Genomic DNA, 24,506 nt, shown 5'->3' on the forward strand with positions numbered 1-24,506 from the left:
AAACACCGTCGACCTCAGCTCAGATCAAACTTTCTGGTAAAGCTGACTGCCTTCCTGCTTGAAGCGCTCGGCCTGTTCGGCCATGCCCTGGGCAACGTCCACGTCGACCGCTTCGATCCGTTGGTTGGCCGCATACTCGCGGACTTCCTGGGTGATCTTCATCGAGCAGAATTTCGGCCCGCACATCGAGCAGAAATGCGCGACCTTGGCCGAATCCTTCGGCAGGGTTTCATCGTGATACGAACGCGCGGTGTCCGGATCCAGGCCCAGGTTGAACTGGTCTTCCCAGCGGAATTCGAAACGCGCCTTGCTCAAGGCATTGTCGCGGATCTGTGCGCCCGGGTGCCCCTTCGCCAGATCGGCGGCATGCGCGGCGATCTTGTAGGTGATGATCCCGGTCTTCACGTCATCCTTGTTCGGCAGGCCCAGGTGTTCCTTCGGTGTCACGTAGCAGAGCATGGCGCAACCGAACCAGCCGATCATCGCCGCACCGATGCCGGAGGTGATGTGGTCGTAGCCCGGTGCGATGTCGGTGGTCAGCGGGCCGAGGGTGTAGAACGGCGCCTCGTCGCAGCACTCCAGCTGCTTGTCCATATTCTCTTTGATCAACTGCATCGGCACGTGGCCCGGGCCTTCGATCATGCACTGCACGTCGTGCTTCCAGGCAATCTTGGTCAGCTCGCCGAGGGTCTCCAGTTCGCCGAACTGCGCTTCGTCGTTAGCGTCGGCAATCGACCCCGGACGCAGGCCATCGCCGAGCGAGAAGCTGACGTCGTAGGCCTTCATGATTTCGCAGATGTCTTCGAAATGGGTGTAGAGGAAGTTCTCTTTGTGATGCGCCAGGCACCACTTGGCCATGATCGAACCGCCACGGGAGACGATGCCGGTCACGCGCTTGGCGGTCATCGGCACGTAGCGCAACAGCACGCCGGCGTGGATGGTGAAGTAGTCGACGCCCTGCTCGGCCTGTTCGATCAGCGTGTCGCGGAACAGCTCCCAGGTCAGGTCTTCGGCCACGCCGCCGACTTTTTCCAGGGCCTGGTAGATCGGCACCGTACCGATCGGCACCGGCGAGTTACGGATGATCCACTCGCGGGTTTCGTGGATGTGCTTGCCGGTGGACAGGTCCATGACCGTGTCCGAACCCCAGCGAATGCCCCAGGTCAGTTTCGCCACTTCTTCTTCGATGGACGAACCCAGGGCGCTGTTGCCGATGTTGCCGTTGATCTTCACCAGGAAGTTACGGCCGATGATCATCGGTTCCAGTTCGGTGTGGTTGATGTTGGCCGGAATGATCGCGCGGCCACGGGCGATTTCGTCACGGACGAATTCGGGGGTGATGATTTTCGGCACGCTGGCGCCGAAGCTGTGGCCGGCGTGTTGCTGGTCCAGCAGGCCGGCGGCGCGGGCCACTTCCAGCTTCATGTTTTCGCGGATGGCGACGTATTCCATCTCGGCGGTGATGATGCCTTGGCGCGCGTAGTGCATCTGGCTGACGTTGGCGCCCGGCTTGGCGCGACGCGGGTTGTTGACGTGGGCGAAGCGCAGCTTTGTCAGCTCAGGATCGGCAAGGCGTTCCTGGCCGAAATTCGAACTCAGGCCGCTCAGGCGCTCGGTGTCGCCACGGGATTCGATCCACGGCGAACGCACGTCGGCCAGGCCTTTGCGCACGTCGATGATGACGTTGGGGTCGGTGTACGGGCCCGAGGTGTCGTACACCACGACCGGTGCATTGATCTCGCCGCCGAAGTCGGTCGGCGTCACATCAAGGCTGATTTCGCGCATCGGCACGAGGATGTCCGGGCGAGTGCCCTGGACATAGATTTTTTGCGAGCGGGTAAACGGCTGAACCGATTGCTGATCGACCTTGGCCGAGTCACTCAGGTTGGTGGCGATTTTTGATTTTGTAGTCATCACGGGCTCTCCAGACACACATCCAGGCAGTGGATTTTTGTCGGAGCGAACCTGTAAACGAATGGACGCACGGGCGCTGGAGAAACCAGCTGTGCTGTGCTCAGTGCTCGAGGGGTGTTCGATTGTCGAACAACATCCCGGACGAAGCACAAGAGGACTCGCCGGGTGACGAGAAATCTTGTTCCCTACGCAGGCGCTAACCTGATCAGGTTCAACGGGATCCGAAATTATTCGATCTCAGCCTCATAGCAAGGCACCCCGACAAGAACCCGGCCAGTCTAGACACAACTGGCAAAGAACGCCAACCCCACTGCAATTACCGTGATGAATGGCGTAATTACACGCAGTATCAGGATTGTTGCGGCCCCAATGCACAACTACACTCGCTACGCTGAGCCGCTCATTGACGCTGTCAAACCATGGCCTTAGCCTTGGCGCTCAAATTACCTCTGTAATATCAATTCTAGGGATCGTCTATGCTGCGCAAACTCTCACTGGCCCTCGCCGTGTCTTGTGCGTCCAACGGAATGGCCTGGGCAGCAGATGCGCCCTTATCGGCCAAGACGGACCTGGTCAGCGTTTATCAGGAAGCCGTCAACAACAACGCCGACCTGGCGGCTGCCATCGCCCAATACGGCGCGCAGAAAGAAGTCGTGCCCCAGGCCCGCGCCGGGCTGCTGCCGAACCTCTCGGGCGGCGCCAATGTTGCCGAGGTGCGTACGTCGCTCGATCAACCTTCGGGCACGACCAACCGCGATGCTCATTCCTACCAGGCCACTTTGGCGCAACCTTTGTTCCGCGCCGATCGCTGGTTCCAGTTCCAGGCCGCCAAGGAAGTCAACGAACAGGCTGCCCTGCAACTTTCGGCGACCGAGCAAAACCTGATCCTGCAAACCGCTGACAGCTATTTCAACGTACTGCGCAGCCAGGACAACCTGGCCTCGACCAAGGCCGAAGAAGCGGCGTTCAAACGCCAGCTCGATCAATCCAACGAGCGTTTCGATGTCGGCCTCTCGGACAAGACCGACGTATTGAACTCACAGGCCAGCTACGACACCGCACGCGCCAACCGCATCGTTGCGCAGCGCCAGGTGGACGACGCCTTTGAAGCATTGATCACCCTGACCAACCGCCAGTACAACTCGATCTGGGGCATCAGCCATAACCTGCCGATCCTGCCGCCAGTACCGAACGACGCCAAGGCCTGGGTCGAAACCGCGGGCAGGCAGAACCTCAATCTGTTGGCCAGCAACTATGCCGTCAGCGCCGCCGAACAAACTGTCAAGCAGCGCAGGTCCGGGCACTTGCCAACGGTTGACGCGGTCGCCAAGTACGAGAAAGGCGACAACGATGCGCTGGGCTTCAGCAATCCGGTTCCCTTGGGCCAACCCTACGGCGGCAACGTCGAGCAAACAACCGTGGGCCTGCAACTGAATATCCCGATCTACAGCGGCGGCCTGATCAACTCCCAGGTGCGTCAGTCCTATGCACAACTGGACCAGACCGAGCAGCAACGCGAATCCCTGCGCCGCAGCATCGTGGAAAACACCCGCGACCTGCACCGCGCGGTGAACACCGATGTCGAGCAGGTACAGGCGCGCAAGCAATCGATCATCTCCAACCAGAGCGCGGTGGAAGCGACTGAAATCGGCTATCAGGTGGGTACGCGAAACATCGTCGACGTGCTGGATGCGCAGCGTCAGCTCTACACCTCGGTACGCGACTACAACAACACCCGTTACGACTACATCCTCGACAACCTGCGCTTGAAGCAACAGGCCGGCACGTTGAATCCGGGGGATCTGCAAGTCCTGGCACGCTGGCTCAATCCGAACTACAACCCGGACAAGGACTTCCTGCCACCGGATCTGGCCAAGGCGGCAGAGGAGCAGTTGAAAGCGCGACCTGATCAGTAAAAACCAAAGATCGCAGCCTGCGGCAGCTCCTACAGGATGAATATCAATCCCGTGCAGGAGCTGCCGCAGGCTGCGATCCTTTTCTGTCCGACGACTCGGTCTATTGGCCGATCAACCGCCCCAACCCGTCCAGCAAGCGCTGCAATGCGCCCTGATTGGTGCGCATCACTTTCAACCCGGCCTCTGCCATGCGCTGCGCATCTCGCGGCAGTTCGAACAGCCGCTGCACCGCCACCGCCAGCCCTTCGGCATCCTCCACTTCCTGCAACGCCCCGGCAGTGCGCAACTGCGCGGCAATTTCGAGGAAGTTGAAAAGATGCGGACCGCTCAATACCGGTTTAGCCAAGGCTGCTGGCTCCAGCAAATTATGCCCGCCATTCGGCACCAGGCTGCCGCCGACGAATGCGCTGTCAGCCAGGGCGTAGAGAAACAGCAACTCGCCCATGGTGTCGCCCAGCAGCACTGAAGTATTTGCGCTGACCGCATCGCCACTGGAACGGCGGACCGTGGCAAACCCCTGTTGCTGGCACAACCCGAACACCGAATTGAAGCGCTCCGGATGACGCGGTACCAGAATCAGCAGGGCATCGGGGTGACTGGCCAACAACTGACGATGAGCCGCCAGCACCACCTCGTCTTCGCCGTCATGGGTACTGGCCGCGATCCACACCGGTCGTTCCAGTGCCCGCCATTGCCCGCGCAGTTCAACAGCGCGTTCCAGCAGTTGCGGGTCGATGGTCAGGTCGAACTTGATCGAACCGGTTACTTCGACGGTTTCGTTCCGGGCGCCCAGGTTGCGCAAGCGTTGCGCCTCGGCTTCGGTCTGCACCGCGAACAGGCTCATCTCGGCCAGCATCGGCTGGGTCAGCCTGGGGAACCGGCCATAGCCCCTGGCCGAACGCTCGGACAGCCGCGCATTGGCCAGTGCCACGGGGATCCCGCGCTTGGCGCATTGATGGATATGGTTGGGCCACAGTTCGGTTTCCATGATCACCGCCAGTTTCGGCTGGACCCGATCGAGGAAGCGCCGGGCAGCGCAAGGCAGGTCGTAAGGCAGATAACAGTGCTGGATGCGCGGCTCATTGGCGAACAGTGCATGGATGCGTTCCGAACCGGTCGGCGTCATGCAGGTCACGGTGATCGGCAGATCCGGATAACGCGCCAGCAAGGCGCGGATCATCGGCGCGGCCGCAATGCTTTCGCCCACCGACACGGCGTGCACCCAGATGCCGCCCGGTTTCATCGCCGGCATTCCGTAGGAAAAGCGCTCGCTGATACGCCTGGCATAAGCCGGCGCCTTGCGCGCGCGCAGCCAAAGCCGAATCGCTACCAATGGCAGCCCCAGATAAAACAGCGCGGTGTAGAGAGTTCTATTCATGGCGGCGGAGTTTATCGGCTTTTTTCGCCTATCGCCTGCAAGTGCACGGCAAAACGTTCGGCGAGCCAGCGCGCGGCCGGACCGAGCGGTTCATCCCGGCGCCATACCAGCTCCACCACCAGGGCCGGCGGGGTCCACTCGCTGACCAGCTCGACCATCTGGTTCTGATAGGTCGGGTACTGCACTACGTGGCGCGGCAACCAGGCCCAGCCGAGGCCGCGCACCAGCCATTCGGCCATCACATAGAAACTGTCGGCACGCCAGACCTGCGGGCTGGCCGGATCACTGCCGGGATAAATGCTCGACTCCGTGGACATCAGCAACTGCCGATGTTGCGCCAGCTGCTGGCCGTCCACTGCACTTTTGCGCGCCAACGGATGATCCTTGCCGCACACCGTAACCATTTCCACGCTGCCCAGCACCCGCCGCTCAAGCGCCTCGGGAATCTGATCGTGAAAGAACAGCAACCCCAAGTCGGCGCGCCGCTCCACTAGTTTGCGCGCCACATCGCCTTGGGCGGCGCTGGTCAACTGCACTTCAAGGCTGGGAAATTTTTCCGCCAGGGCCTCGAAGCTTTCGATGATCGGCTGATAAGGCATCGCCTCATCCTGCGCCACACGCAGTCGCGCTTCCTGCCCGCGCATCATCGCCAGCGCCCGGCCATTGAGTCGTTCGCACTGGCGCAATACTTCCCGCGCTTCGTCCAGCAAAGCGGTACCGGCTTCAGTGAGTTTCGGCTGACGACCGCTGCTGCGGTCGAACAGGCTGACGCCCAGGTCTTCTTCCAGCAACGCTATCGAACTGCTGACCGCCGACTGCGCCTTGCGCTGATCCCGCGCCACGGCAGAAAACGAACGCTGCTCCGCTACGCTGACAAACAACCGCAGCTGCTCCAGATTCCATTGCATGCTCATGGCCCAACCCATCTTCTAAACAGATAGGTAATGACTTTACCGCATCTGGCAAATCTCTAGAATGCCGACCTCAGAGAGCAACACTTCACACGAGGATTGACCCATGACCGCTTACTACTACCTGGCCATAGCCATCTGCGCCGAAGTGATTGCCACTGTTTCGATGAAAGCGGTCAAAGGCTTCAGCACCCCGCTGCCACTGGTGCTGGTCATCGTCGGTTACGGGATCGCCTTCTGGATGCTGACCCTGGTGGTGCGCAGCGTTCCGGTGGGCGTGGCGTACGCCGTGTGGGCCGGCATGGGGATCGTGATGGTCAGCGTCGCCGCGCTGTTTATCTATGGGCAGAAGCTGGACGTGCCGGCGATGCTGGGGATGGCGTTGATTGTGCTGGGCGTCGTGGTTATCCAGCTGTTCTCCAAGACTGCCGGGCATTGATAAAAAGATCGCAGCCTGCGGCAGCTCCTACAAAGGCAGACCGGACCCACCCGTAGGAGCTGCCGCAGGCTGCGATCCTTTTCCCGTCTCAGCTCCAATCCATGAATCTGTATACTGCGCCCTCGTCTTGAACACTGAGGTCGCCGAATGCCATCCGTTATTTCCACCGACGTGCTGATTGTCGGCGCTGGTGTCGCCGGCCTCTGGCTGAATGCGCGCCTGCGTCGCCAGGGTTTTTCGACCGTGCTGGTGGAAAGCGCCAGCCTCGGCGGCGGGCAGAGCGTGAAGTCCCAGGGCATCATCCATGGCGGCGCCAAATACGCGCTGCATGGTGCCCTGACCGGTGCCTCGGAAGCCATCGCCGACATGCCACGTCGCTGGCGTGAATCCTTGGCCGGTAACGGCGAGCTGGACCTGTCCGGCGTACGCCTGCTGTCCGAAGCCCATTACCTCTGGTCCCCCGGCACCCTCGCCGGCAACCTCACCAGTTTCTTTGCCAGCAAAGCCGTGCGCGGTCGCGTCGATCAGGTCAAGGGCGAGCAATTGCCGCCAGCCCTGCAAGACAAGCGCTTCAAGGGCAAGGTCTATCGCCTGGCGGAACTGGTGGTCGATGTGCCGAGCCTGATCCAGCGCCTGGCCGACCTGGCCGGCGATGGCTTGCTCGCCGGCCAGACGATCGAGCCGCTGCTCGAAGGCGGCGTGCTGGTCGGCCTGAAGGTGGACGAGCGCGAGATCCGTGCCCAGCGCATCGTCCTGAGCGCCGGCGCCGGAACCGCGGCATTGCTCGAAACGCTGGGCCTGAGCCAGCCCGCCATGCAGCGCCGCCCGTTGCACATGATCATCGCCAAGGGGCCAAGCCTCAAACCGCTGTACGCCCACTGCCTGGGTGGTGGCACCAAACCGCGCATCACCGTGACCACGCACCCGGCGGCGGATGGCCAATGGGTCTGGTACCTGGGCGGCGATATCGCGGAATCCGAAGGCGTGACCCGTGAACCCGCCGAGCAGATCGCCACCGCACAGAAAGAACTCGGCCAATTGCTGCCATGGATCGACCTGAGCACGGTGCAATGGGCGACCTTGCGCGTGGATCGCGCCGAACCGCTGCAATCAGGCCTGACCCGTCCCGACAACGCCTTTGTGGCCGAGGAAGGTCGACTGCTGGTGGGCTGGCCGACCAAGCTCGCCCTGGCACCGGACTTCGCCGACCGGGTGATCGCCAGCCTGACCCGCGACCGTATCCAGCCGAGCCACCCGGCAGCGCTGCCTGAACTGCCTAAGCCACCGATGGGCGTACCTGCCTGGGAGCAACTGCTGCCATGAGCCAACCGACCCTGCACGACTTGCATCGCCCGCTGGGCAGCACCGGCCTGCTGGTTTCCCCCCTGGGCCTGGGCACGGTGAAACTGGGCCGCGACCAAGGGGTGAAGTACCCCAACGGCTTCCAGATTCCCGATGACGACGAAGCACGCATGCTGCTCAAACTCGCCCGCGACCTGGGCATCAACCTGATCGATACCGCCCCGGCCTACGGTCGCAGCGAAGAACGCCTGGGCCCGTTGCTGCGCGGCCAGCGTCAGGATTGGGTGATTGTCAGCAAGGTCGGCGAAGAGTTTGCCGACGGCCAGTCCCGTCACGATTTCAGCGCCGCACACACACGTATGTCGGTGGAGCGCAGCCTGCAACGCCTGGAAACAGACTTCATCGACCTGGTGCTGGTGCACTCCGATGGTAATGACCTGGCGATCCTCAATGACTGCGAAGTCTATGACACCCTCGCCGAGCTCAAGGCCGAAGGCAAGATTCTCGGTTTCGGCTTTTCCGGCAAAACCGTCGACGGCGGCCTGAAAGCGCTCGAGCAAGGCGACTGCGCGATGGTCACCTACAATCTCAACGAACAAAACGAGAAGGCCGTCATTGACTATGCTGCTGCACACGGCAAAGCCATTCTGGTCAAGAAAGCCCTCGCCAGTGGTCATGTCTGCCTGAGTCCGGGCGTGGATCCGGTGCGCGCCAGTTTCGAGTTGTTGTTTGAACATCCGGGTGTTGCCAGTGCTATTGTCGGGACCATCAATCCGCTGCACCTCGCCCACAATGTCGCGACCGTTGCCCAGGTCCTACGTAGCCACTGACGCCGCCCACGCGGCCTTAAGCAGGAGCCGACATGTCGCGTACGCTCATCAGAAAGAACCCGAGCAACTTCAAGACCCTGCCGTTATTCGTCGAAGCGACCCCCGAAGGCCTGGCTTACCAGAGCGTCGGCAGGCCGCTGAATTTCTCCCAGACCCTGCAACGTCGTCGGCCGGTGACGGTTGGCGACAGCGAACGGTTTGCCCTGGAACTGGCCAACCTCGGGGTTTCGGTGCGCCTGACCCTGCATTGGCAGAATCGCGACTATTGGGTGCTGGTGCGCCAACGCCGGCAGGACCGCGGCGATGTGGTGCTCAAGCTGATCTCCGGGTACGTGCCGGCCCATGAACTGAACCTGCCCTTGCACACGGCGATCCAGGAGATAGCCGAAGAGTGTCTGTTGGAAACCCCGGAAGGCTGGCTCGGTGGGCGCTTCAATGACACCTGGCTGCCGACGCCCTACTCGGCCGCCCTGCATTACCGCGAAGCCCTGCCGTTTCGCTTGTCGCCACTGTCCGGCTCGGCGCGGCCGGTACGTTGCGCCAACCTGATGCTGATAGAGCGCCCGCGGGCTTACGTGCATTTGCCAACCGCCTCGCTGCAACTGATCTACGACTTGCGCCTGGACGTTCCCAAGGATGCCAAATCCCTGAGCCTGTTCCATGTCGACGAACGACTGGAAGGTGATCAACTCGTCGCCCGCCTCGACCGCAAGCGCCCCGATCTGTACTTGATGCCCTTGCAGGACGGCCACCCGATGGCTGAGCTCTACATCTTGAAAAAGGATCAGCTATACCCTGCCAGCACGCGCGGACTGTACCTGGCCGAGAGTTTTGCCCGACAGGAGGGCTGGCTGGTTCGCGACGAACGAATTCGCTGGAAGGACTGGGTGAGGCAGCAGGGTCTGACCCCGCCGGGGAAGGATTCGGGCCTGGCGCGATTGCGCGGCAAGGCCAAATTGCTGCTGAAGAAAATTGTGCCGCGCAAGGCGGCACGATAGCAAGAACCAGGAGCGGGGCTTTTGTGGCGAGGGAGCTTGTTCCCGCTCGGCTGCGCAGCAGTCGTGAAACCACCAGACGCGGTCCGCCTGAAAAACCGCGGTGCATGGCTTTGGGGCCGCTGCGCGACCCAGCGGGAGCAAGCTCCCTCGCCACAATCAAGACTTGCGGATCTTCTCGACAATGGCAGTAGTGGAGCTGTTTTCCACCAGCCCCAGCACTTTCACGGTACCACCGTAGGCCGTCACAATGTCCGCGCCGACCACCTGGTCGATCCCGTAGTCGCCGCCCTTGACCAACACGTCCGGCTTGACCGCGCTCAGCAGGTTTTCCGGAGTGCCTTCCGAGAAGCTGATCACCCAGTCAACCGCCCCCAGGCCGGCCAGTACGGCCATGCGCCGGTCGACACTGTTGATCGGACGGCCCGGCCCTTTCAGGCGGCTGACCGATGCATCGTCGTTGATCGCCACGATCAGGCGATCGCCCTGGGCCCGCGCCTGTTCCAGATAGGTCACGTGACCGGCGTGCAGGATGTCGAAGCAACCGTTGGTGAACACGATCCGCTCGTTGTGCGCGCGGGCGTCATCGACCGCCAGCAACAGCTGTTCAAGACCCAGCACTCCACGCTCGGAACCCTCCTCGCGCTGAATCGCACGACGCAGTTCCGGTGCACTGATGGCTGCCGTACCCAGTTTGCCGACCACGATACCCGCCGCCAGGTTAGCCAGGGCCACCGCATGGGGCAGTTCTTCGCCAGCGGCAATCGCGGCCGCCAGGGTGGAAATCACTGTGTCACCGGCACCGGTCACGTCGAACACTTCACGGGCCCGGGCCGGCAGGTGCAGCGCCGGATGATCCGGGCGCAGCAAGGTCATGCCGTGCTCGCCACGGGTCACCAGCAAGGCACCGAGGTCCAGGTCGTGCATCAACTGCGCGCCCTTGCTCACCAATTCGTGCTCGTCGGCGCAACCACCGACGATGGTTTCGAATTCGTTGAGGTTTGGCGTGATCAGGCTCGCCCCGCGGTAGATCGAGAAATCCTTGCCCTTGGGATCGGCCAGCACCGGGATGCCACGGGCACGGGCGGCCTGGATCAGCGCCTGATGGTTTTTCAGCGCGCCTTTGCCGTAGTCGGACAGCACCAGCACCTTGATGCCTTCGAGCAACTCGTCGACCTGCGCGGCCAGCGCCAGCGCGTCGGTGGCGAAGGGTTCTTCGAAGTCGATACGCAGCAGTTGCTGGTGGCGGCTCATGACCCGCAGCTTGACGATGGTCGGCTGGTGCGCAATGCGCTGGAAGATGGCCCGCACGCCGGCGCCCTTGAGGCTGTTGACCAGGCTGTTGGCGGCTTCATCGTCGCCGGTTACACCGACCAGCGAGGCCGGAGCGCCCAGGGCGGCAATGTTCAAGGCAACGTTGGCAGCACCGCCCGGGCGGTCTTCGATGTGATCGACCTTGACCACCGGCACCGGTGCCTCAGGAGAAATCCGTGAGGTACCACCATGCCAGTAACGGTCGAGCATGACATCGCCGACTACCAAGACAGGGGCTTGATCGAATCGCGGCATGGACAACTTCATGGTGCAACCCACATACAGAATGAACAGGGGCGCGATATTAACACAGGGTTGGTGTCGGCTAGTGCGGTGGCTGCAACCGGATGATTCGCCGGGGTTTATTGCTCATTTTTTGAGCAAAAAATCCGCCAGACGACAGCACGTTGCCGAGATTTATTCCGGCTTGATCAAGAAGCGTAATGGTCTGGATACAAATCACCGGACGCGTTGCACGCCAAGTGTGCGAAAGGGCGAGCCAGGCTCGCCCTTTCGGGGTCAGGCGATGTCTTCGGCCGGGGCGTCGAGGCCCATCGCGTTGAGGCGCGAGTAGTAGCCGTTTTGCGCCAGCAGTTGTTCATGGGTGCCGCGCTCGACGATTTTCCCCTGATCCATGACCAGGATCAGGTCGGCCTTCTCGATGGTCGACAGGCGGTGAGCGATCACCAGCGTGGTGCGACCTTTCATGACATGATCCAGGGCTGCCTGGATATGCCGCTCGGACTCGGTATCGAGTGCCGAAGTCGCCTCATCGAGAATCAGCAGCGGAGCATTCTTCAACAGTGCCCGGGCAATCGCCAGGCGCTGGCGCTGGCCACCGGACAGCAGCACGCCGTTTTCCCCGACCTGGGTGTCCAGGCCTTCGGGCAATTGGGCAATGAAGTCCATCGCGTAGGCATCCTTGGCCGCTTTCTCGATGTCTTCACGGGGTGCGCCAGCCAGGTCGCCATAAGCGATGTTGTTGGCCACGGTGTCGCTGAACAGGGTCACGTGCTGAGTCACCTGGGCGATATGCCGACGCAGGTTCAACAGCTTGTACTGTTCCACTTCGACGCCATCGATGAGGATTTCGCCCTTGTCGTGGTGATAGAAACGCGGAATCAGATTGGCCAGGGTCGACTTGCCGCTGCCCGAACGCCCCACCAGCGCCACCATTTGCCCGGGCTCGACCGAGAAACTGATGTCATTGAGCACCTGACGCTCGGTATCAGGGTAGGTAAAGCTGAGGTTGCGCACGTCCAGGCGACCGCTGACGACATCACGCTCGACGGTGCCGGTATCGACTTCAGGCTCGACATCCAGTTGCTCGAAGATACTTTCGGCACCGGCCACGCCCTTCTGGATGGTCGAGCTGACTTCGGACAGCTGGCGAATCGGCTTGGGCAGCAGGCCAGCAAGGGTGATGTAGGCCACCATGTCGCCAGCGGACGCATCGCCCCGCAGGAACAGCACCAGGAACATCAGCACGGCCATGGCGGTGTAGATCACCAGTTGCAGCAACGGCGTGTAGATGGCGCCGGTGCGGGTCATGCGCAATTGCTTGTCGGTGTTGCCCTGGCTGGCATCGAAGAAGCGTTTCTCTTCGTACTTTTCACCGCCAAAGCTGCGCACCACGCGATAGCCCTGGATCGTTTCGGACGCCACATGCGTCACGTCCCCCATGGCCAGCTGGATCTTCTTGCTCTGCTTGCGGAATTTCTTGCTGGCCGTGCGCACCATGAGGGCGATCAGCGGCAGGATGGCGACCATGACCAGCGTCAGGCGCCAGTTCATGTACAACAGCGAGGCAAACAGGAAGATCACCGTCATGCCTTCACGGATTACGACCTTGATCGCATCTGTTGCCGCCCCCGTGACCATGGTCACGTTGAAGGTGATACGGGAAATCAGGTGCCCCGAGTTATGCTTGTCGAAATACCGGTTTGGCAACACCAGCAGGTTGTTGAACAACTGGACCCGCAAGTCATGGACCAGGCCCAGGGAAACCTTGGCCAGGAAATAGTTGCCCAGGTACGATCCCAACCCCTGCCACGCGGCGATCAGGATGATCAACAACGGCACCGCCTGTAGCAGTTGCAGATCCCGCAGGTAGGGCACGGTTGGAAACAGCACCGCTTCAGGATTGGATAGACCGTCGACGAAGTACTTCAGGATGTAGCCCAGCATTGGCTGCGTCGAAGCGAAAATCAGAAAACCGACGATGCTGATCAGGAACAGGCTGATATACGGCCGGACATAGCCGAGCAGGCGGAAGTAGATTTTCAAGCTCGATGGGCTTGCGCAGAGACTGGAGTCGGTCATATCACGCGAATGTCGATGAAAAGGACGCTGACTTTACCACAGCTTCCCCAGGGTTCTGGCAATCGCATACAGTCTGTGTATTGTGGCGCGTCAAATAGCCACCAGATGTCCCTGCCTTGGTATGGTCGCTCAATTCAGGAATAAGTTACCCAGCATGCAATTAAACGCTTTGAACAGCACGTCCAACAGAATCTTCGATTTCATTTGTTTGTGGATCCTTCCGCTCGGTTATTTATTGCTGCTTTGTGCGCTGTTTTTCCTGCCGGGACGCAGTGTGCATCACAAGCTTTACTATGGCCTGTTCAGCATTCCAGCACTGTTTGCGCTGTGCCTGCGGCCGCGGCTCGGCAAAGAGTTGCTGCGCGAACCGATCGTCATTGCAGTCCTGCTGTTTATGGCGTGGGCACTGCTCAGCCTGTGCTGGAGGCCAGACGACGACATCGACTTTGGCCAGTTCAAACCGCCATTGCACACCTTGTTGCTGTTTGTTGGCTGCTACCTGCTGGTGCGCTTTCGCAGCGAAATCATCCAGCCCCTGCTGTTCTGCGCCGCGACGGTGGCACTGGTCATTTCTGCCTACAACCTGTACAGGTTCGACCAGATCTATCAACCGGAAATGCGCCTGATCGGTGTAGGCGCTTTCGACAACCCACTGCTCAGCTCCCACGTTTTCGGCTTTTTTTGCACCTACTGGCTCAGCCTGAGCATGACCTGCAAGCGACGCCAGATACTTTGGCTGAGCGTACCGGCGATGGCGATCATGTTCGCCGCAGTGCTGGCCACCGGCTCCAGGACCCCACTGGTTGCACTGACGCTGGCTGCGCTATGGCTGTGTTTCATCTGCTGGAATCGACGCTCGGTGTTCATGCTTGGCGCCATGTTCTTCGCCGGTACTGCGACTTTCGCGTTATTTGCGGACAAAATCTTCGAAAGAGGCAGTTCCTTCCGCATCGAGCTCTGGCAATTGACCCTGGACCGGATCGCCGAGCACCCATGGATCGGGCACGGCTACAACGCCGTACTGAGACTGGACCCCGGCGTAGGCTACAACCTTCAGGAGCCCCATAGCTTTGTCTTGGGCGTGCTCTACTACGTCGGCATTATCGGCCTGCTGCCATGGCTGTTCTTTCTCGCATGGGGCTTCATCAGCAGCCGGCGCCATCGCGTGCAACCGCTGTTTATCATTGCCTCAGCCTGGCTGGCCTTCGGTATCGGCGCGGGCCTGACTGAAGGTGGCGGGATCATCTCTCGCCCCAAGGAGCACTGGTTCCTGCTGTGGATCCCCTTGGCGCTGATTGCCGCATTGAGCATCAATCAACGGGCCCGGCGCCTGCTGGACATGCCAATCAGGACCGCGACACCAGGCACCCTGCAACAGCTGACTGCCGATGCCCGGATCATCGAAGAGGATGGTCTTGGCCCCAAGGTCCTGCGCCTGAGTGATGGCAGTTTTCTCAAGCTGTTCCGCCGCCGCCGCTGGTATACCTCGGGTAGTTTCACGCCCTACTCCGACCGTTTTGCCGTCAATAGCGTGCAACTGCGCAGCATGGGCATTCCGACACCGCACATCCTCGATCTTTACCGGTTCGAAGACGGCAGCACCGCTGTGCATTACTCCCCGTTGCCGGGCAACACGCTGCGCCAGATCCTGCAAGGCATCACCGCCCCGGCGGTGCGCCAGGCACTGGTGGAGCGCTTCGGTAAATTCATGGCTCAACTGCACCAGCAGGGGGTCTACTTCCGCTCCCTGCACTTGGGCAATGTGCTGGTGCTGGAGGACGGCGAGTTCGGCCTGATCGACCTGGCCGACCTGCGAATTTACCCCTCGGCATTGAGCCCTTCCCTTCGTCGGCGTAATCTGCGCCACATGCAGCGCTACGCATCAGATCGGCATTGGTTGTTCGAGGATCACTTCGAAGCGCTGCTGCTGGGATACGCCGCGACGGCTTCGAAAGCCGACGTGGATAATTTGCACAGGCACGTGCTGGCCGGGAGTCCTCCAGCCCAGGCTCACTGATGATAGAAACCAACCCGCTGATCGCGATGACGGCTTACCTGCTCGCCATCGCGACCGCTGCGCTATTGTTGCGTAGCGTGCCGAGATTCACCCGACAGCTGGAGCACTCCGGCGAAAGCCGCTTTGCCGGCATCGACGGCTTACGCGGGTATCTGGCCTTCGGCGTGTTTGTCCATCACTCGATCATTACCTGGATTTTTCTGCAAACCGGTGTGATCGATTTTCCGCCGAGCAACTTCTACTCGCAGCTCGGCCAGGGCAGCGTCGCCCTCTTTTTCATGATCACCGGCTTTCTGTTCTGGGACCGCCTGCTCACCCACGGGCGGCAACACGACTGGCTGGCATTTGCGGTATCCCGACTGTTTCGCCTCTACCCGCTCTACCTGCCGCTGATGTTGACCGTGTTTGCCTGTGTGTTCTATTTGCAGGACTGGGAACTCAAGGACTCCGGCACCCAACTCATTGGCCAGACCCTGGCCTGGCTGATCTTCGACCGGCCAGACGTCAACCAGTACCAGCAGACCGGCATGCTGATCTCCAACGTCACCTGGACGCTGGGGTACGAGGTGTTTTTCTACCTGGCCCTGCCACTGGCCGCCATGGTGTTCATCTATCGCGGCGGCTGGATGCAGACAGTGCTGTGCCTGATCGGCATTTACACCCTGTACCAGGTGGTCGGCTGGGAACACTCGCTGAAAAAGCACTTCCTGGCCAGCTTCCTCGGAGGCATCGCTGCGGCGTACTGGATTCGCCGTCCACAATGGGTCGCCTGGAGCCTGTCTCCGCTGGCGGGCATCATCGCCCTGCTCGCCTTGGCGATCGCCTTTACAGCATTCAACCGGGCATTCAACCTGGGAGCGTTGTTGCTGCTTTCACTGTTCTTTGTGATCGTGGCCTCCGGCAACACTTTGTTCGGCGCCCTGAGACCACGCAGCATCCGCTGGCTGGGGGAAATCAGCTACAGCACGTATTTGCTGCACGGCTTCGTGCTCTGGGTACTGGTGCAGCGACTACCGCCGATATTGCACCTTGACGCCCGGCAAGCCTGGGTCTTCCTGCCGTTGATGGCCGCGTGCAGTTGCCTGCTGATCATCATCGGCAGCCTGACTTACCTGTACATCGAAAAGCCCGGCATCAATGCCGGCAAGAAAACCCTGCACTGGTTGCGCCAGAACAGGAAACCGGGGAAAGAACTTCCCGAGGAGACGGCTCAACAACGTTGAGCAATGGTCGCGGCATATCACTCCCCCTTGAATCCAGCCTTTGGCTCAGTCTTTCTCCACCCGTGAGAAATACATACGGCCCAACCCACGCCAGGTTTTCTTGTTCCAGGCCTTGAACGGAATCTGCGCCAGCAACTCCCGCGCCAGCTTGCGATCACGGTTGGCGGTCTTGAGGAACATGGAATTGAGAAACTTGTAGCGCACCTCGTCATACAGCGGGTGATCGCTGAAGAGCGCGTAGGTGCGCAGGATGCTGTCGATCATGAAGCGGTGGTTCTTGTAGGAGTTGGTGGCATGCTTGCGATAGCGCGCCATCAACACATTCAGACCATCGATGAAGTAGCCGGCATGGGTCACCTTCAATTCGATCAGCAAGTCTTCCAGGCGAATGGTCGGGTCGAAACCGCCCACCTTGTCCAGCGCTTCGCGACGGATCATCAGGGTGGGTGCCGGAGGATAGGGCTTGCGCTCCAGGAACATGTCATCGAAGTCCAGGCGACGGAACGGCACATCCCGGCGCTGGCGCTTCTCGGGGTAAAGATTGCCGTCGGCATCGATCAGTTCGATATTACCGGCGCAAATGCCGACCTCTGGCTTGCCGTCCATATGCGCGACCTGGGTGGCGATTCGCTCCGGCAGCATGATGTCATCCGAACCGAACGGCACGATCAGGCTGCCCTTTGCCCGGGCAATCGCACCGTTGAGGGTATTGGTCAGCCCCTGGTTTTCCTGAACCCGAAAGTCGAAACCATGAACAGCCTGCAACGCCTTGATCCGCTCGACGCTGTCATCCTTCGAGCCATCGTCGACCACCAGCAACTCGATGTTCCGGTAGGTCTGGTTGAGGACGCTGAGAATGCTTTCCTCGATGTAAGGGGCGTGGTTGTACGACGCGATAATGACCGTGACGATGGGTTGCGCGTCGTTCATGGCTGTTCCTTGCGGGCCTGTTCCAGGCCGGAGTCGATCAGGTTGAGGTATTCGCGACGGAACTCCTCGATGTCATGGTGTTGTTGCAAATAACGAAAAGCCTGCTCGCCCTTGGCCTTGAGCTCGTCATCCGAAAGGCCAAGGTAAGTGTCCAGCGCCGCCTGCAACGTCGGCACATCCTTCGGCGTAATCGCCAGGCCACCGGCCCCCTCGATGAGCGGCAACATGGCCGGCACGTTCGAGGCAATCACCGGCAAATGCCCACTCATGCCTTCAAGCAGCGCCAGCCCGAGGCCTTCGGCCAAAGAAGGCATGGTCCAGATATCGAAAGCGCGGATGTACTGCAGGGCAATTTCCTTGAACCCCAGCAAATGGGCGCGGCCACTTAGGCCGAGGCGGTCGATTTCCGCGGCCAGGCGCGACTCTTCGCGGCCGGCGCCGATGATCGCCAGCTGGGTATTGGGGTATTTGTCCTTGAGTGCGGCAAAGGCCTGCAGCAAATAGACATGCCCCTTGACCGGCACCAGTCGCCCCAATGCACCGATCAGCCGCACCGACGGATCGATGCCCAACATTTCACGGGCCTTTTCACGGCTGTGTTGCAGGCCTTCGGCTTGCTCGATGTCGATGGCATTGGTGATGGCGTAGGTATTCTGGTCGGTGAAGCCGCAGTCACAGTCCAGAAGATACTGTTTCACCGCAGGCGACACGCCGACGAAGCGCCAGTGACGATCGATCAGGCGCTGGGTCTGGCGGCGCCGGTAAAAACGGTCGTACTCGCCAAAGCCGTGGGAAATGCCGATGCACAACGGCACTTTCAACCAGCGGTTGAGCGCCAGCATCATGTTCACCGGCTTGAAGCGGTTGCAGATCACCACATCGAATTTTTCCCGGCGGCAGAACTTGTACAGCTGCCACATGGCCCGCAGGCGCATGCCCTTGAGGGATTTGTCGGAAAATTCGAAGTACACCGAACGATCAGCCCGGCTCACCGCTTCGCCCGGCCCGGGCTTGCCGCGCAGAAACGCAGCCGTCACCTCATAGCGATCGCTGGGCAGGGCCTTGACGATTTGCTCCGCGAGGTCGGCGAAATCATGGGCTTTGACGTTGTAGTCAGGCTGCAGTTGCAGGACCTTTGACCGCTGACTCATAACTCTCCCCGCTGAGAAACGTTGCCTGGTGTGTGCTTGACGGACCACAAAAGCTCGTGGCGCCGGACGGCCTTGCGAAAGAATTCGTTCTCGCCATAAGTGGGCGGCAACCGGCCGGCCAACAAACGTTGTATCAACCGACGCAAGCGACGCTTGAACGGCATCGCCGGCTGCAGGTCGTGCATCATGCCCAACGCCATGGCCTTGTCGCGCTGTTGCTCCAGCGGCAAGGGCAGGCAATAAGGCTGCATCGGTTGGGCCGGATCGAAAGCAGGCGGCAAGGCGATGCCATCACCGGTATCGCCCATCGGCCAGCGGTCGTTGTCGTGCAGGTGGTTGGCATAACCCAATAGCGTGGACGGCTGCCAGTCCAGGCCTTGCAAGGCTTCGAGGACTGCAGCCTGGGCACAGATATGATCGGGATGCGGATCGAGGGTCGGATGCGGCAAAACGATGACCTCGGGACGGGCCCGCAGCAGCAACTCACGCAGATCCGCCAGCAGATTGTTCCAGGTCGGCGCGCCATCGGCATCGCCGGGCAGCGTGAAAGGATTCAACTGACGGAACAGCCGGGTATCGCTCAGGTCTGCTTCCCGCGACCCTGCCGCCACTGCAGGCGCGGCCTGCATGCTCGCCAGTTGCAGACAGAAATAACCCAGTTGTACGCAGCGGGCCTCGGGCACACCGGCCCAACGTGGCACGGCGATGCTGTCCCAGGTGCGCAGACGGCCTTTCAAGCGGGCCGCATCGACCTTGTTCAGCCCCATCTGCCGGTAGTGTCCGGCTTCGATTTCACCCGCTGTCAGTGTGACGATCCAGGTTTCGTCGGCCTGGCTGTACAAACCGTAGGCCGCCAGTTCGGCGTCATCGGCGTGGGGCGCGATGACCATAACCCGCTGGCGCCGGTAATCCGGGTGCTCCAGCGCCCAGAGCACAGGCTCACCGAACACGCGACAGAAACGCCCGCGCAAGCGCAGGTCACCACGGGACAGCGCCTGAGCCTGACCGCTGAGATTGAGGTAACGCAGGCCGTTTACGCCCCGTTCGAAGGTTTGCCGGTCAGGGTTTTCACCCCCCGCCAACTCGACCAGCGGATCGAAAAAACGACCCAGCCAGGTGCTTTTTACCCGCAGGGCCAGCACCAGCGTCGCGTCGTCGACCAGCATCACGCCCTCGTCCAGCCGCAAATGTTCACCGTTGAGGTGCACCTTGGGCTGGGGCGTGTAGGGGGGAAAGCTGTACTGATAATCGTCTTTCGGTGAGTAGAACAGATGGTCGGCAAACCAGGCTTCGTGGGCAATCCAGCCCAGAACCGCCAGCACCAGCGGCAACCACCAGGCCACCAGCACGCCAATGACGATCAACAGCACCAGCGCAATCAGCAGGCCGATACGTTTATTGCGCCGATGGCGCTTGAGCAGTTGCTGTTTGCGACTCATGGCTTGGCTCATACGGTGAACACCGGCACGGGGTTGCACCAGCGATCCTTGTATTCACGGTCGGCGCGACCGAAGGAAAAGCGCAACGGCTTGTCCTGGGCCCGGGCATGTTCCCAGGCGCTTTGGGTATTGAGGAAACTCAACACACTGCCGGGGCTGAACTCGCGAGTCTCGGGATCGACCCCGCCGTTGATGTATTCGACGCTGATCCACTGCGGGGTTTCGACGCGGTACACCAGTTGAATCGCAATCGGCGCATCGTTGAGGAAAATCACCGAGCCGATCAGCAACTCGCGCAGCAACTCGATGACCTCGGCCATGCGCTCGGCACCCGTCGCCGGGAAACCCCAGCGGCGCTGGAACAAGTCGCAGTAAATCGCCGCCAACTCAGCACTGGAAAATTCGGACACCGGCCGCACCACGCCACCGGCCTCTTCCAGCAAGCGCAATTCGCGGCGCTGGTTATAGCGAAATTTTTTCGACAGCTCTTCGGGCGTGCGGGCCATGGCCAGTTGTTCGGCTTGCAACTTGATGCCAGTGAAACGGCCTTCGTTCAGCGCCGACAGATACCGCGCGCGATGACGCAAAGGCGCCTGGGTATCGGCGGCGGCCGGCAGGATGATCTCGGCGTTGCCGAGGTCGAACAGACCCTTCTTGCCGCGACGCTTGAGCACGTCCTTGGACAAGGCCAGGTCGCGACCCCAGGTCGGGATCGCCGCCTTGACATCGTCGCCCTGCACCCAGGCCAGGTAACGCACCGGAATGTCAGCCAGTTGCGCCAGCCGCTCGACCACCATGGGATGAGTCGCGACGCTGCCGCCATAACGCTGCCAGGTTTCGGCGTAAGTCGAGGCGTCGACTACCGCCCAGCCACGCTCGCGCCAGCCTTGAAATCGGTTGAGCATCAGCCCCTCTGTGCCAGTTCGGTAACGTGCGGCAAGTGCCAGAAAGCATCGCGCACTGCGCGATCGGAGAAGCGTTCGCGCAAGCGCTCGAGCATCAACCCGGCACACTGCCGACGCTGCTGATCATCCATACCGTGCAGATGTTGCAGCCCTTGGGCCAGACGCCCGGCATCGCCCAACGGGAACAGGATGCCCACGCCTTCGACCACCTCTTTCGCTCCGCCGCACGCCGTGGCGAGCAAAGGAACGCCAGCGGCCATGGCCTCCAGCAGCACCATGCCGAACGGTTCGTGATCGGAACTCAGGGCGAACACATCGAAGGCCCGGAAGTAGTTACGCGCATCCGGCACCTGACCGAGAAACAGAACCCGGTCACCGATACCCAGTTCCCGGGCCTGGTCCTTGAGGTCCTCCTCCAGGCGCCCTTTGCCGAGAATCACCAGCTGGCTGTTGGCGGGCAACCCCGGCAACGCCTCGGCGAATCCCTGCAGCAGCGTGGCCTGGTCCTTGTCCGGATGCAGCCGTCCGACGTTGCCGACGATCCACGCATCCGCCGACAAACCGAGGGTTTCCCGGGCCTCGCGAGCCGACACCTGGGTCGCCTGCAAGGCGTCCACATCGATACGGTTGTACAAGGTCTGGATCCGCGAAGCCGGCCACTTCGGCAGGCATTGGCGCATGTCGTCGCGCACGGCGTCGGACACACCGAGCAGACTCAAACGCTTGCGGAAAATATGCGCGAACAGTTTGCGGCTGCCACGTTTGTAATCGTCAAAAGCGTGGTGCACGCCAATCACCGGCAACGACGTGCCGAGCAAGGCGATATAGATCGGCTTGAAGCGGTGGGCGATGCAGAAACTGAAGTTGCGTGATGCGGCGATCTTGCGCAGATCGCCGATGGCACCCAGCTTGAGGCCACGAATGGCCTTGGAGCTGTACTCCATGAACAGCACTTCGTCGGAGGCGCAGCCCGCGGCGACTTCGGCATCGGCAACCCCGGTGAGAAACACCGTGGTCACTCGATAACCGGTCCCCGCGAACAGGCTGGCGTACTGCCGTGCGCAGTCCAGGAACGGCCCGTCATAGCCGTGGCAGAACTGCAGCACATGGCGTTCAGCCGAACGTGTCATAGGCGTTCGCGCCCTCTTTGACCACCAGGATGTCTTCCATGATCAGATACTGTAGATCCGAACCGAAGAACATGTTCAGGGCGTCAGTCGGCGAGCAGATCATCGGTTCGCCGCGACGGTTGAGCGAGGTGTTCAGCGACACACCGTTGCCGGTCAGCACTTCCAGCGCTTTCATCATGTCGTAGTAGCGCGGGTTGTATTCGCGCTTGAGCACCTGGGCTCGGGAGGTACCGTCTTCGTGGACAACTTCGGGCACGCGGGTCTTCCACTCTTCAGCCACTTCGAAGGTGAAGGTCATGAACGGGGCCGGGTGATCGATCTTGATCATCTGTGGCGCCACGGTGTCGAGCATCGACGGGCAGAAAGGCCTCCAGCGCTCGCGGAACTTGATCTGGTGGTTGATGCGGTCAGCCACGCCCGCAATGCTCGGGCAACCGATGATCGAACGACCGCCCAAGGCGCGCGGACCAAACTCCATGCGGCCCTGGAACCAGGCCACCGGGTTGCCATCGACCATGATTTTGGCGATCTGCTCGGGCATGTTGTCGAGCTTGCGCCAGGTCGGCTTGTTCTCATGACGGGCGCATGCGGCAATCACGTCCTCGTTGCTGTACGACGGGCCGAGGTAGACGTGTTCCATCTTCTCGACCGGCACGCCACGGGCGTGGGACACATAGGCCGCGGCACCGACTGCTGTGCCGGCATCGCCGGATGCAGGCTGTACGAACAGCTCTTTGACGTCGTCGCGGGCGATGATTTTCTGGTTCAGCTTGACGTTCAACGCACAGCCGCCAGCGTAGGCCAGCTTGCCGGTTTCCTTGAGCACGTCGCCGAGGTAATGGTCGATCATCTGCAGCGCAATTTTTTCGAACAGCGCTTGAATACTGGCGGCGTAGTGGATGTACGGCTCGTCGGCGATGTCGCCTTCACGCTTGGGACCCAGCCACTCGATCAGCTTCGGCGAGAAGTAGTAACCCTTGCCCTTCTCTTTGTAGCGACGCAGGCCGATGACGTTGGCGTAGTCGGTGTTGATCACCAGTTCGCCATTTTCGAACGAAGCCAGGCGCGAAAAATCGTATTTGCTGGCGTCGCCGTACGGCGCCATGCCCATGACCTTGAACTCACCGTCGAGCATATCGAAACCGAGGAACTCGGTGATCGCGCCATACAGGCCGCCGAGGGAGTCCGGATCGAAGAATTCCTTGATCTTGTGGATCTTGCCGTTTTCGCCATAACCGAAGAAGGTCGTGGCGTACTCGCCCTTGCCGTCGATACCCAGGATCGCGGTTTTCTCTTTGAAACCGGAGCAGTGATAAGCGCTGGAGGCGTGGGCCAGGTGGTGTTCGACCGGCTCGATCTTGATCTTCTTCGGATCAAAACCCAATTGCTCCAGGCACCAGACGATCTTGTTGCGATAGCGCTTGTAGCGACGGTTACCCATCAGGATCGCGTCGAGGGCGCGGTCCGGAGCGTACCAGTAACGCTTGGCGTACTGCCAGCGGGCCTTGCCGAACAGGCTGATCGGGGCGAATGGAATCGCGACCACGTCAACGTCGGACGGCTTGATGCCGGCCTGTTCCAGGCAGAATTTCGCCGATTCGTAGGGCATGCGGTTCTTTGCATGTTTATCGCGTACGAAGCGCTCCTCTTCAGCCGCCGCGACCAGCTTGCCGTCGATATACAGGGCTGCGGAAGGATCATGGCTAAGGGCGCCGGACAGGCCAAGAATCGTCAATGCCACAGGGGTCTAGCCTCTTTAGTCTGCATGCAGGCGCAAGCGCCTCAAAAATTAATGTGCCCTCGCAAGGGGCGAGAGACAGCTAAAGGGCGGGATTATAGCGTAAAAGCGACGGCAAACCTCTAGCCGCAAGCGGCATGCAACTACGGCCGGGGCCTCGCGGCTTCTTTTTATCCGCGTGCAGGTCGCCAATAGATGGAAATATTGCCGTCCACGCTTTGCCGGTAAATCGTGTACGGCAAGACAACAGTGTCCAGCGCGCCGGACACGGCCAGGTCCACCAATACGAGCGGTACAAGGATGCCCGTAGGGTCTGGCGGCGCATTCAATACACAGAAGTCGTAGGCCAGGCCGCTGTAGACCCGGGGAATGGATTGGCAATAGGTCTTTTGCCGGCGCAGCCCCTGCGCGGCCTGGGCTTCATCCAGCAGGACGGTGGCGGCGGTCCCGCAGCCCGTTAGCGACACTGATAAAACACCCGCTGAAACTGCCATTTTGATCGTCACTGCCTGCCCTCCGAGAACGTCGGGCAAACTAGCATCGGGGCAATTTTGGCCACAGCTCATGACTTCCCAAGATCGCGTAGGACGGTTCACAAGAACTTGTCTGCTTTCTTGGTTGGCAGTTCCGGCCTCATCGTCGGAACTCCGCC

19 protein-coding genes and 1 riboswitch are annotated in these 24,506 nt (G+C 60.9%); of the genes, 7 read left to right on the forward strand and 12 right to left on the reverse strand.

The window, feature by feature from the left end; genetic code table 11:
• Positions 1-24: 24 nt before the first annotated feature.
• Positions 25-1,914, reverse strand: a complete 1,890-nt coding sequence (thiC, locus tag ASD95_RS21460; RefSeq protein WP_056725516.1) for a phosphomethylpyrimidine synthase ThiC — start codon at positions 1,912-1,914, stop codon at positions 25-27.
• Positions 1,915-2,079: 165 nt separating this feature from the next.
• Positions 2,080-2,185: riboswitch (TPP riboswitch) on the reverse strand.
• 205 nt (positions 2,186-2,390) lie between these two features.
• On the opposite strand from thiC, the gene ASD95_RS21465 reads away from it, so the two are divergent.
• Entirely contained in the window at positions 2,391-3,830 is a 1,440-nt protein-coding gene (locus tag ASD95_RS21465; RefSeq protein WP_056725518.1) for a TolC family outer membrane protein, read from the forward strand.
• Positions 3,831-3,930: 100 nt separating this feature from the next.
• Here ASD95_RS21465 and waaA read toward each other — a convergent pair whose 3' ends face one another.
• Together waaA and ASD95_RS21475 are read right to left on the reverse strand one after the other, a co-directional pair.
• A complete protein-coding gene (gene waaA / locus ASD95_RS21470; RefSeq protein ID WP_056725519.1) occupies positions 3,931-5,208 on the reverse strand; it encodes a lipid IV(A) 3-deoxy-D-manno-octulosonic acid transferase in 1,278 nt (425 codons plus the stop codon).
• Between the two features lie 11 nt (positions 5,209-5,219).
• Positions 5,220-6,122 carry a LysR family transcriptional regulator gene (locus tag ASD95_RS21475; protein WP_177336476.1) on the reverse strand — a complete coding sequence of 301 codons (903 nt, stop codon included), beginning with the start codon at positions 6,120-6,122 and terminating at the stop codon, positions 5,220-5,222.
• Between the two features lie 103 nt (positions 6,123-6,225).
• Here ASD95_RS21475 and ASD95_RS21480 point away from each other — a divergent pair, with 103 nt between their 5' ends.
• The 4 genes from ASD95_RS21480 (at position 6,226) to ASD95_RS21495 (ending at position 9,688) form a co-directional block, all read left to right on the forward strand.
• The gene (locus ASD95_RS21480; protein ID WP_015093202.1) at positions 6,226-6,558 is read left to right on the forward strand and encodes a DMT family transporter; all 333 of its coding nucleotides are present in this window, start codon (positions 6,226-6,228) and stop codon (positions 6,556-6,558) included.
• A gap of 147 nt (positions 6,559-6,705) precedes the next feature.
• Entirely contained in the window at positions 6,706-7,881 is a 1,176-nt protein-coding gene (locus tag ASD95_RS21485; protein ID WP_056725521.1) for an NAD(P)/FAD-dependent oxidoreductase, read from the forward strand.
• Positions 7,878-8,690, forward strand: a complete 813-nt coding sequence (locus tag ASD95_RS21490) for an aldo/keto reductase (RefSeq protein WP_056725522.1) — start codon at positions 7,878-7,880, stop codon at positions 8,688-8,690. The genes ASD95_RS21485 and ASD95_RS21490 overlap by 4 nt, the downstream gene beginning before the upstream one ends.
• 32 nt (positions 8,691-8,722) lie before the next feature.
• Positions 8,723-9,688 (forward strand): hypothetical protein, encoded by a 966-nt coding sequence (locus ASD95_RS21495; RefSeq protein WP_056725524.1) that lies wholly within the window; start codon positions 8,723-8,725, stop codon positions 9,686-9,688.
• 156 nt (positions 9,689-9,844) lie between these two features.
• Here ASD95_RS21495 and hldE read toward each other — a convergent pair whose 3' ends face one another.
• Both hldE and msbA read right to left on the reverse strand, forming a co-directional pair.
• Positions 9,845-11,266: a bifunctional D-glycero-beta-D-manno-heptose-7-phosphate kinase/D-glycero-beta-D-manno-heptose 1-phosphate adenylyltransferase HldE gene (gene hldE, locus ASD95_RS21500; protein ID WP_046039763.1), complete on the reverse strand. Its 1,422-nt coding sequence runs from the start codon at positions 11,264-11,266 to the stop codon at positions 9,845-9,847.
• A 252-nt stretch (positions 11,267-11,518) separates the two neighbouring features.
• Entirely contained in the window at positions 11,519-13,321 is a 1,803-nt protein-coding gene (msbA, locus tag ASD95_RS21505) for a lipid A export permease/ATP-binding protein MsbA (RefSeq protein ID WP_056725526.1), read from the reverse strand.
• A gap of 154 nt (positions 13,322-13,475) precedes the next feature.
• Here msbA and ASD95_RS21510 point away from each other — a divergent pair, with 154 nt between their 5' ends.
• Entirely contained in the window at positions 13,476-15,338 is a 1,863-nt protein-coding gene (locus ASD95_RS21510; protein WP_056725529.1) for an O-antigen ligase family protein, read from the forward strand.
• The gene (locus ASD95_RS21515) at positions 15,338-16,561 is read left to right on the forward strand and encodes an acyltransferase family protein (protein ID WP_056725531.1); all 1,224 of its coding nucleotides are present in this window, start codon (positions 15,338-15,340) and stop codon (positions 16,559-16,561) included. The genes ASD95_RS21510 and ASD95_RS21515 overlap by 1 nt, the downstream gene beginning before the upstream one ends.
• Before the next feature lie 45 nt (positions 16,562-16,606).
• Here ASD95_RS21515 and ASD95_RS21520 read toward each other — a convergent pair whose 3' ends face one another.
• The 7 genes from ASD95_RS21520 to ASD95_RS21550 form a co-directional block, all read right to left on the reverse strand.
• Positions 16,607-17,491 carry a glycosyltransferase gene (locus ASD95_RS21520; RefSeq protein WP_056725534.1) on the reverse strand — a complete coding sequence of 295 codons (885 nt, stop codon included), beginning with the start codon at positions 17,489-17,491 and terminating at the stop codon, positions 16,607-16,609.
• Positions 17,488-18,642, reverse strand: coding sequence for a glycosyltransferase family 4 protein (locus tag ASD95_RS21525; protein ID WP_056725537.1), 1,155 nt, complete (start codon positions 18,640-18,642; stop codon positions 17,488-17,490). Before ASD95_RS21525 ends, ASD95_RS21520 begins: the two co-directional genes overlap by 4 nt.
• Positions 18,639-20,081, reverse strand: a complete 1,443-nt coding sequence (locus ASD95_RS21530) for a PIG-L deacetylase family protein (RefSeq protein WP_056726316.1) — start codon at positions 20,079-20,081, stop codon at positions 18,639-18,641. The genes ASD95_RS21525 and ASD95_RS21530 overlap by 4 nt, the downstream gene beginning before the upstream one ends.
• Before the next feature lie 8 nt (positions 20,082-20,089).
• On the reverse strand, positions 20,090-20,986 hold the full coding sequence (locus ASD95_RS21535; RefSeq protein WP_056725538.1) for an antimicrobial resistance protein Mig-14: 897 nt from the start codon (positions 20,984-20,986) through the stop codon (positions 20,090-20,092).
• Complete coding sequence (locus tag ASD95_RS21540; RefSeq protein ID WP_056725540.1) at positions 20,986-22,116, reverse strand: glycosyltransferase; 1,131 nt, start codon at positions 22,114-22,116, stop codon at positions 20,986-20,988. The genes ASD95_RS21535 and ASD95_RS21540 overlap by 1 nt, the downstream gene beginning before the upstream one ends.
• Positions 22,100-23,857, reverse strand: coding sequence for a carbamoyltransferase family protein (locus ASD95_RS21545; protein WP_056725542.1), 1,758 nt, complete (start codon positions 23,855-23,857; stop codon positions 22,100-22,102). Before ASD95_RS21545 ends, ASD95_RS21540 begins: the two co-directional genes overlap by 17 nt.
• A 167-nt stretch (positions 23,858-24,024) precedes the next feature.
• Positions 24,025-24,360, reverse strand: a complete 336-nt coding sequence (locus tag ASD95_RS21550; protein ID WP_082562989.1) for a YceK/YidQ family lipoprotein — start codon at positions 24,358-24,360, stop codon at positions 24,025-24,027.
• Positions 24,361-24,506 lie beyond the last annotated feature (146 nt).

Origin of the sequence: Pseudomonas sp. Root71, assembly GCF_001429045.1 — a bacterium.
In the GTDB taxonomy this organism is placed as follows: Bacteria; Pseudomonadota; Gammaproteobacteria; order Pseudomonadales; family Pseudomonadaceae; genus Aquipseudomonas; species Aquipseudomonas monachiensis.

Excerpts from the sequence above, each read along its gene's own strand:
- thiC (WP_056725516.1), bottom strand. The coding sequence starts at position 1,914 with ATGACTACAAAATCAAAAATCGCCACCAACCTGAGTGACTCGGCCAAG.
- ASD95_RS21465 (WP_056725518.1), top strand. The coding sequence starts at position 2,391 with ATGCTGCGCAAACTCTCACTGGCCCTCGCCGTGTCTTGTGCGTCCAAC.
- waaA (WP_056725519.1), bottom strand. The coding sequence starts at position 5,208 with ATGAATAGAACTCTCTACACCGCGCTGTTTTATCTGGGGCTGCCATTG.
- ASD95_RS21475 (WP_177336476.1), bottom strand. The coding sequence starts at position 6,122 with ATGAGCATGCAATGGAATCTGGAGCAGCTGCGGTTGTTTGTCAGCGTA.
- ASD95_RS21480 (WP_015093202.1), top strand. The coding sequence starts at position 6,226 with ATGACCGCTTACTACTACCTGGCCATAGCCATCTGCGCCGAAGTGATT.
- ASD95_RS21485 (WP_056725521.1), top strand. The coding sequence starts at position 6,706 with ATGCCATCCGTTATTTCCACCGACGTGCTGATTGTCGGCGCTGGTGTC.
- ASD95_RS21490 (WP_056725522.1), top strand. The coding sequence starts at position 7,878 with ATGAGCCAACCGACCCTGCACGACTTGCATCGCCCGCTGGGCAGCACC.
- ASD95_RS21495 (WP_056725524.1), top strand. The coding sequence starts at position 8,723 with ATGTCGCGTACGCTCATCAGAAAGAACCCGAGCAACTTCAAGACCCTG.
- hldE (WP_046039763.1), bottom strand. The coding sequence starts at position 11,266 with ATGAAGTTGTCCATGCCGCGATTCGATCAAGCCCCTGTCTTGGTAGTC.
- msbA (WP_056725526.1), bottom strand. The coding sequence starts at position 13,321 with ATGACCGACTCCAGTCTCTGCGCAAGCCCATCGAGCTTGAAAATCTAC.
- ASD95_RS21510 (WP_056725529.1), top strand. The coding sequence starts at position 13,476 with ATGCAATTAAACGCTTTGAACAGCACGTCCAACAGAATCTTCGATTTC.
- ASD95_RS21515 (WP_056725531.1), top strand. The coding sequence starts at position 15,338 with ATGATAGAAACCAACCCGCTGATCGCGATGACGGCTTACCTGCTCGCC.
- ASD95_RS21520 (WP_056725534.1), bottom strand. The coding sequence starts at position 17,491 with ATGAACGACGCGCAACCCATCGTCACGGTCATTATCGCGTCGTACAAC.
- ASD95_RS21525 (WP_056725537.1), bottom strand. The coding sequence starts at position 18,642 with ATGAGTCAGCGGTCAAAGGTCCTGCAACTGCAGCCTGACTACAACGTC.
- ASD95_RS21530 (WP_056726316.1), bottom strand. The coding sequence starts at position 20,081 with ATGAGTCGCAAACAGCAACTGCTCAAGCGCCATCGGCGCAATAAACGT.
- ASD95_RS21535 (WP_056725538.1), bottom strand. The coding sequence starts at position 20,986 with ATGCTCAACCGATTTCAAGGCTGGCGCGAGCGTGGCTGGGCGGTAGTC.
- ASD95_RS21540 (WP_056725540.1), bottom strand. The coding sequence starts at position 22,116 with ATGACACGTTCGGCTGAACGCCATGTGCTGCAGTTCTGCCACGGCTAT.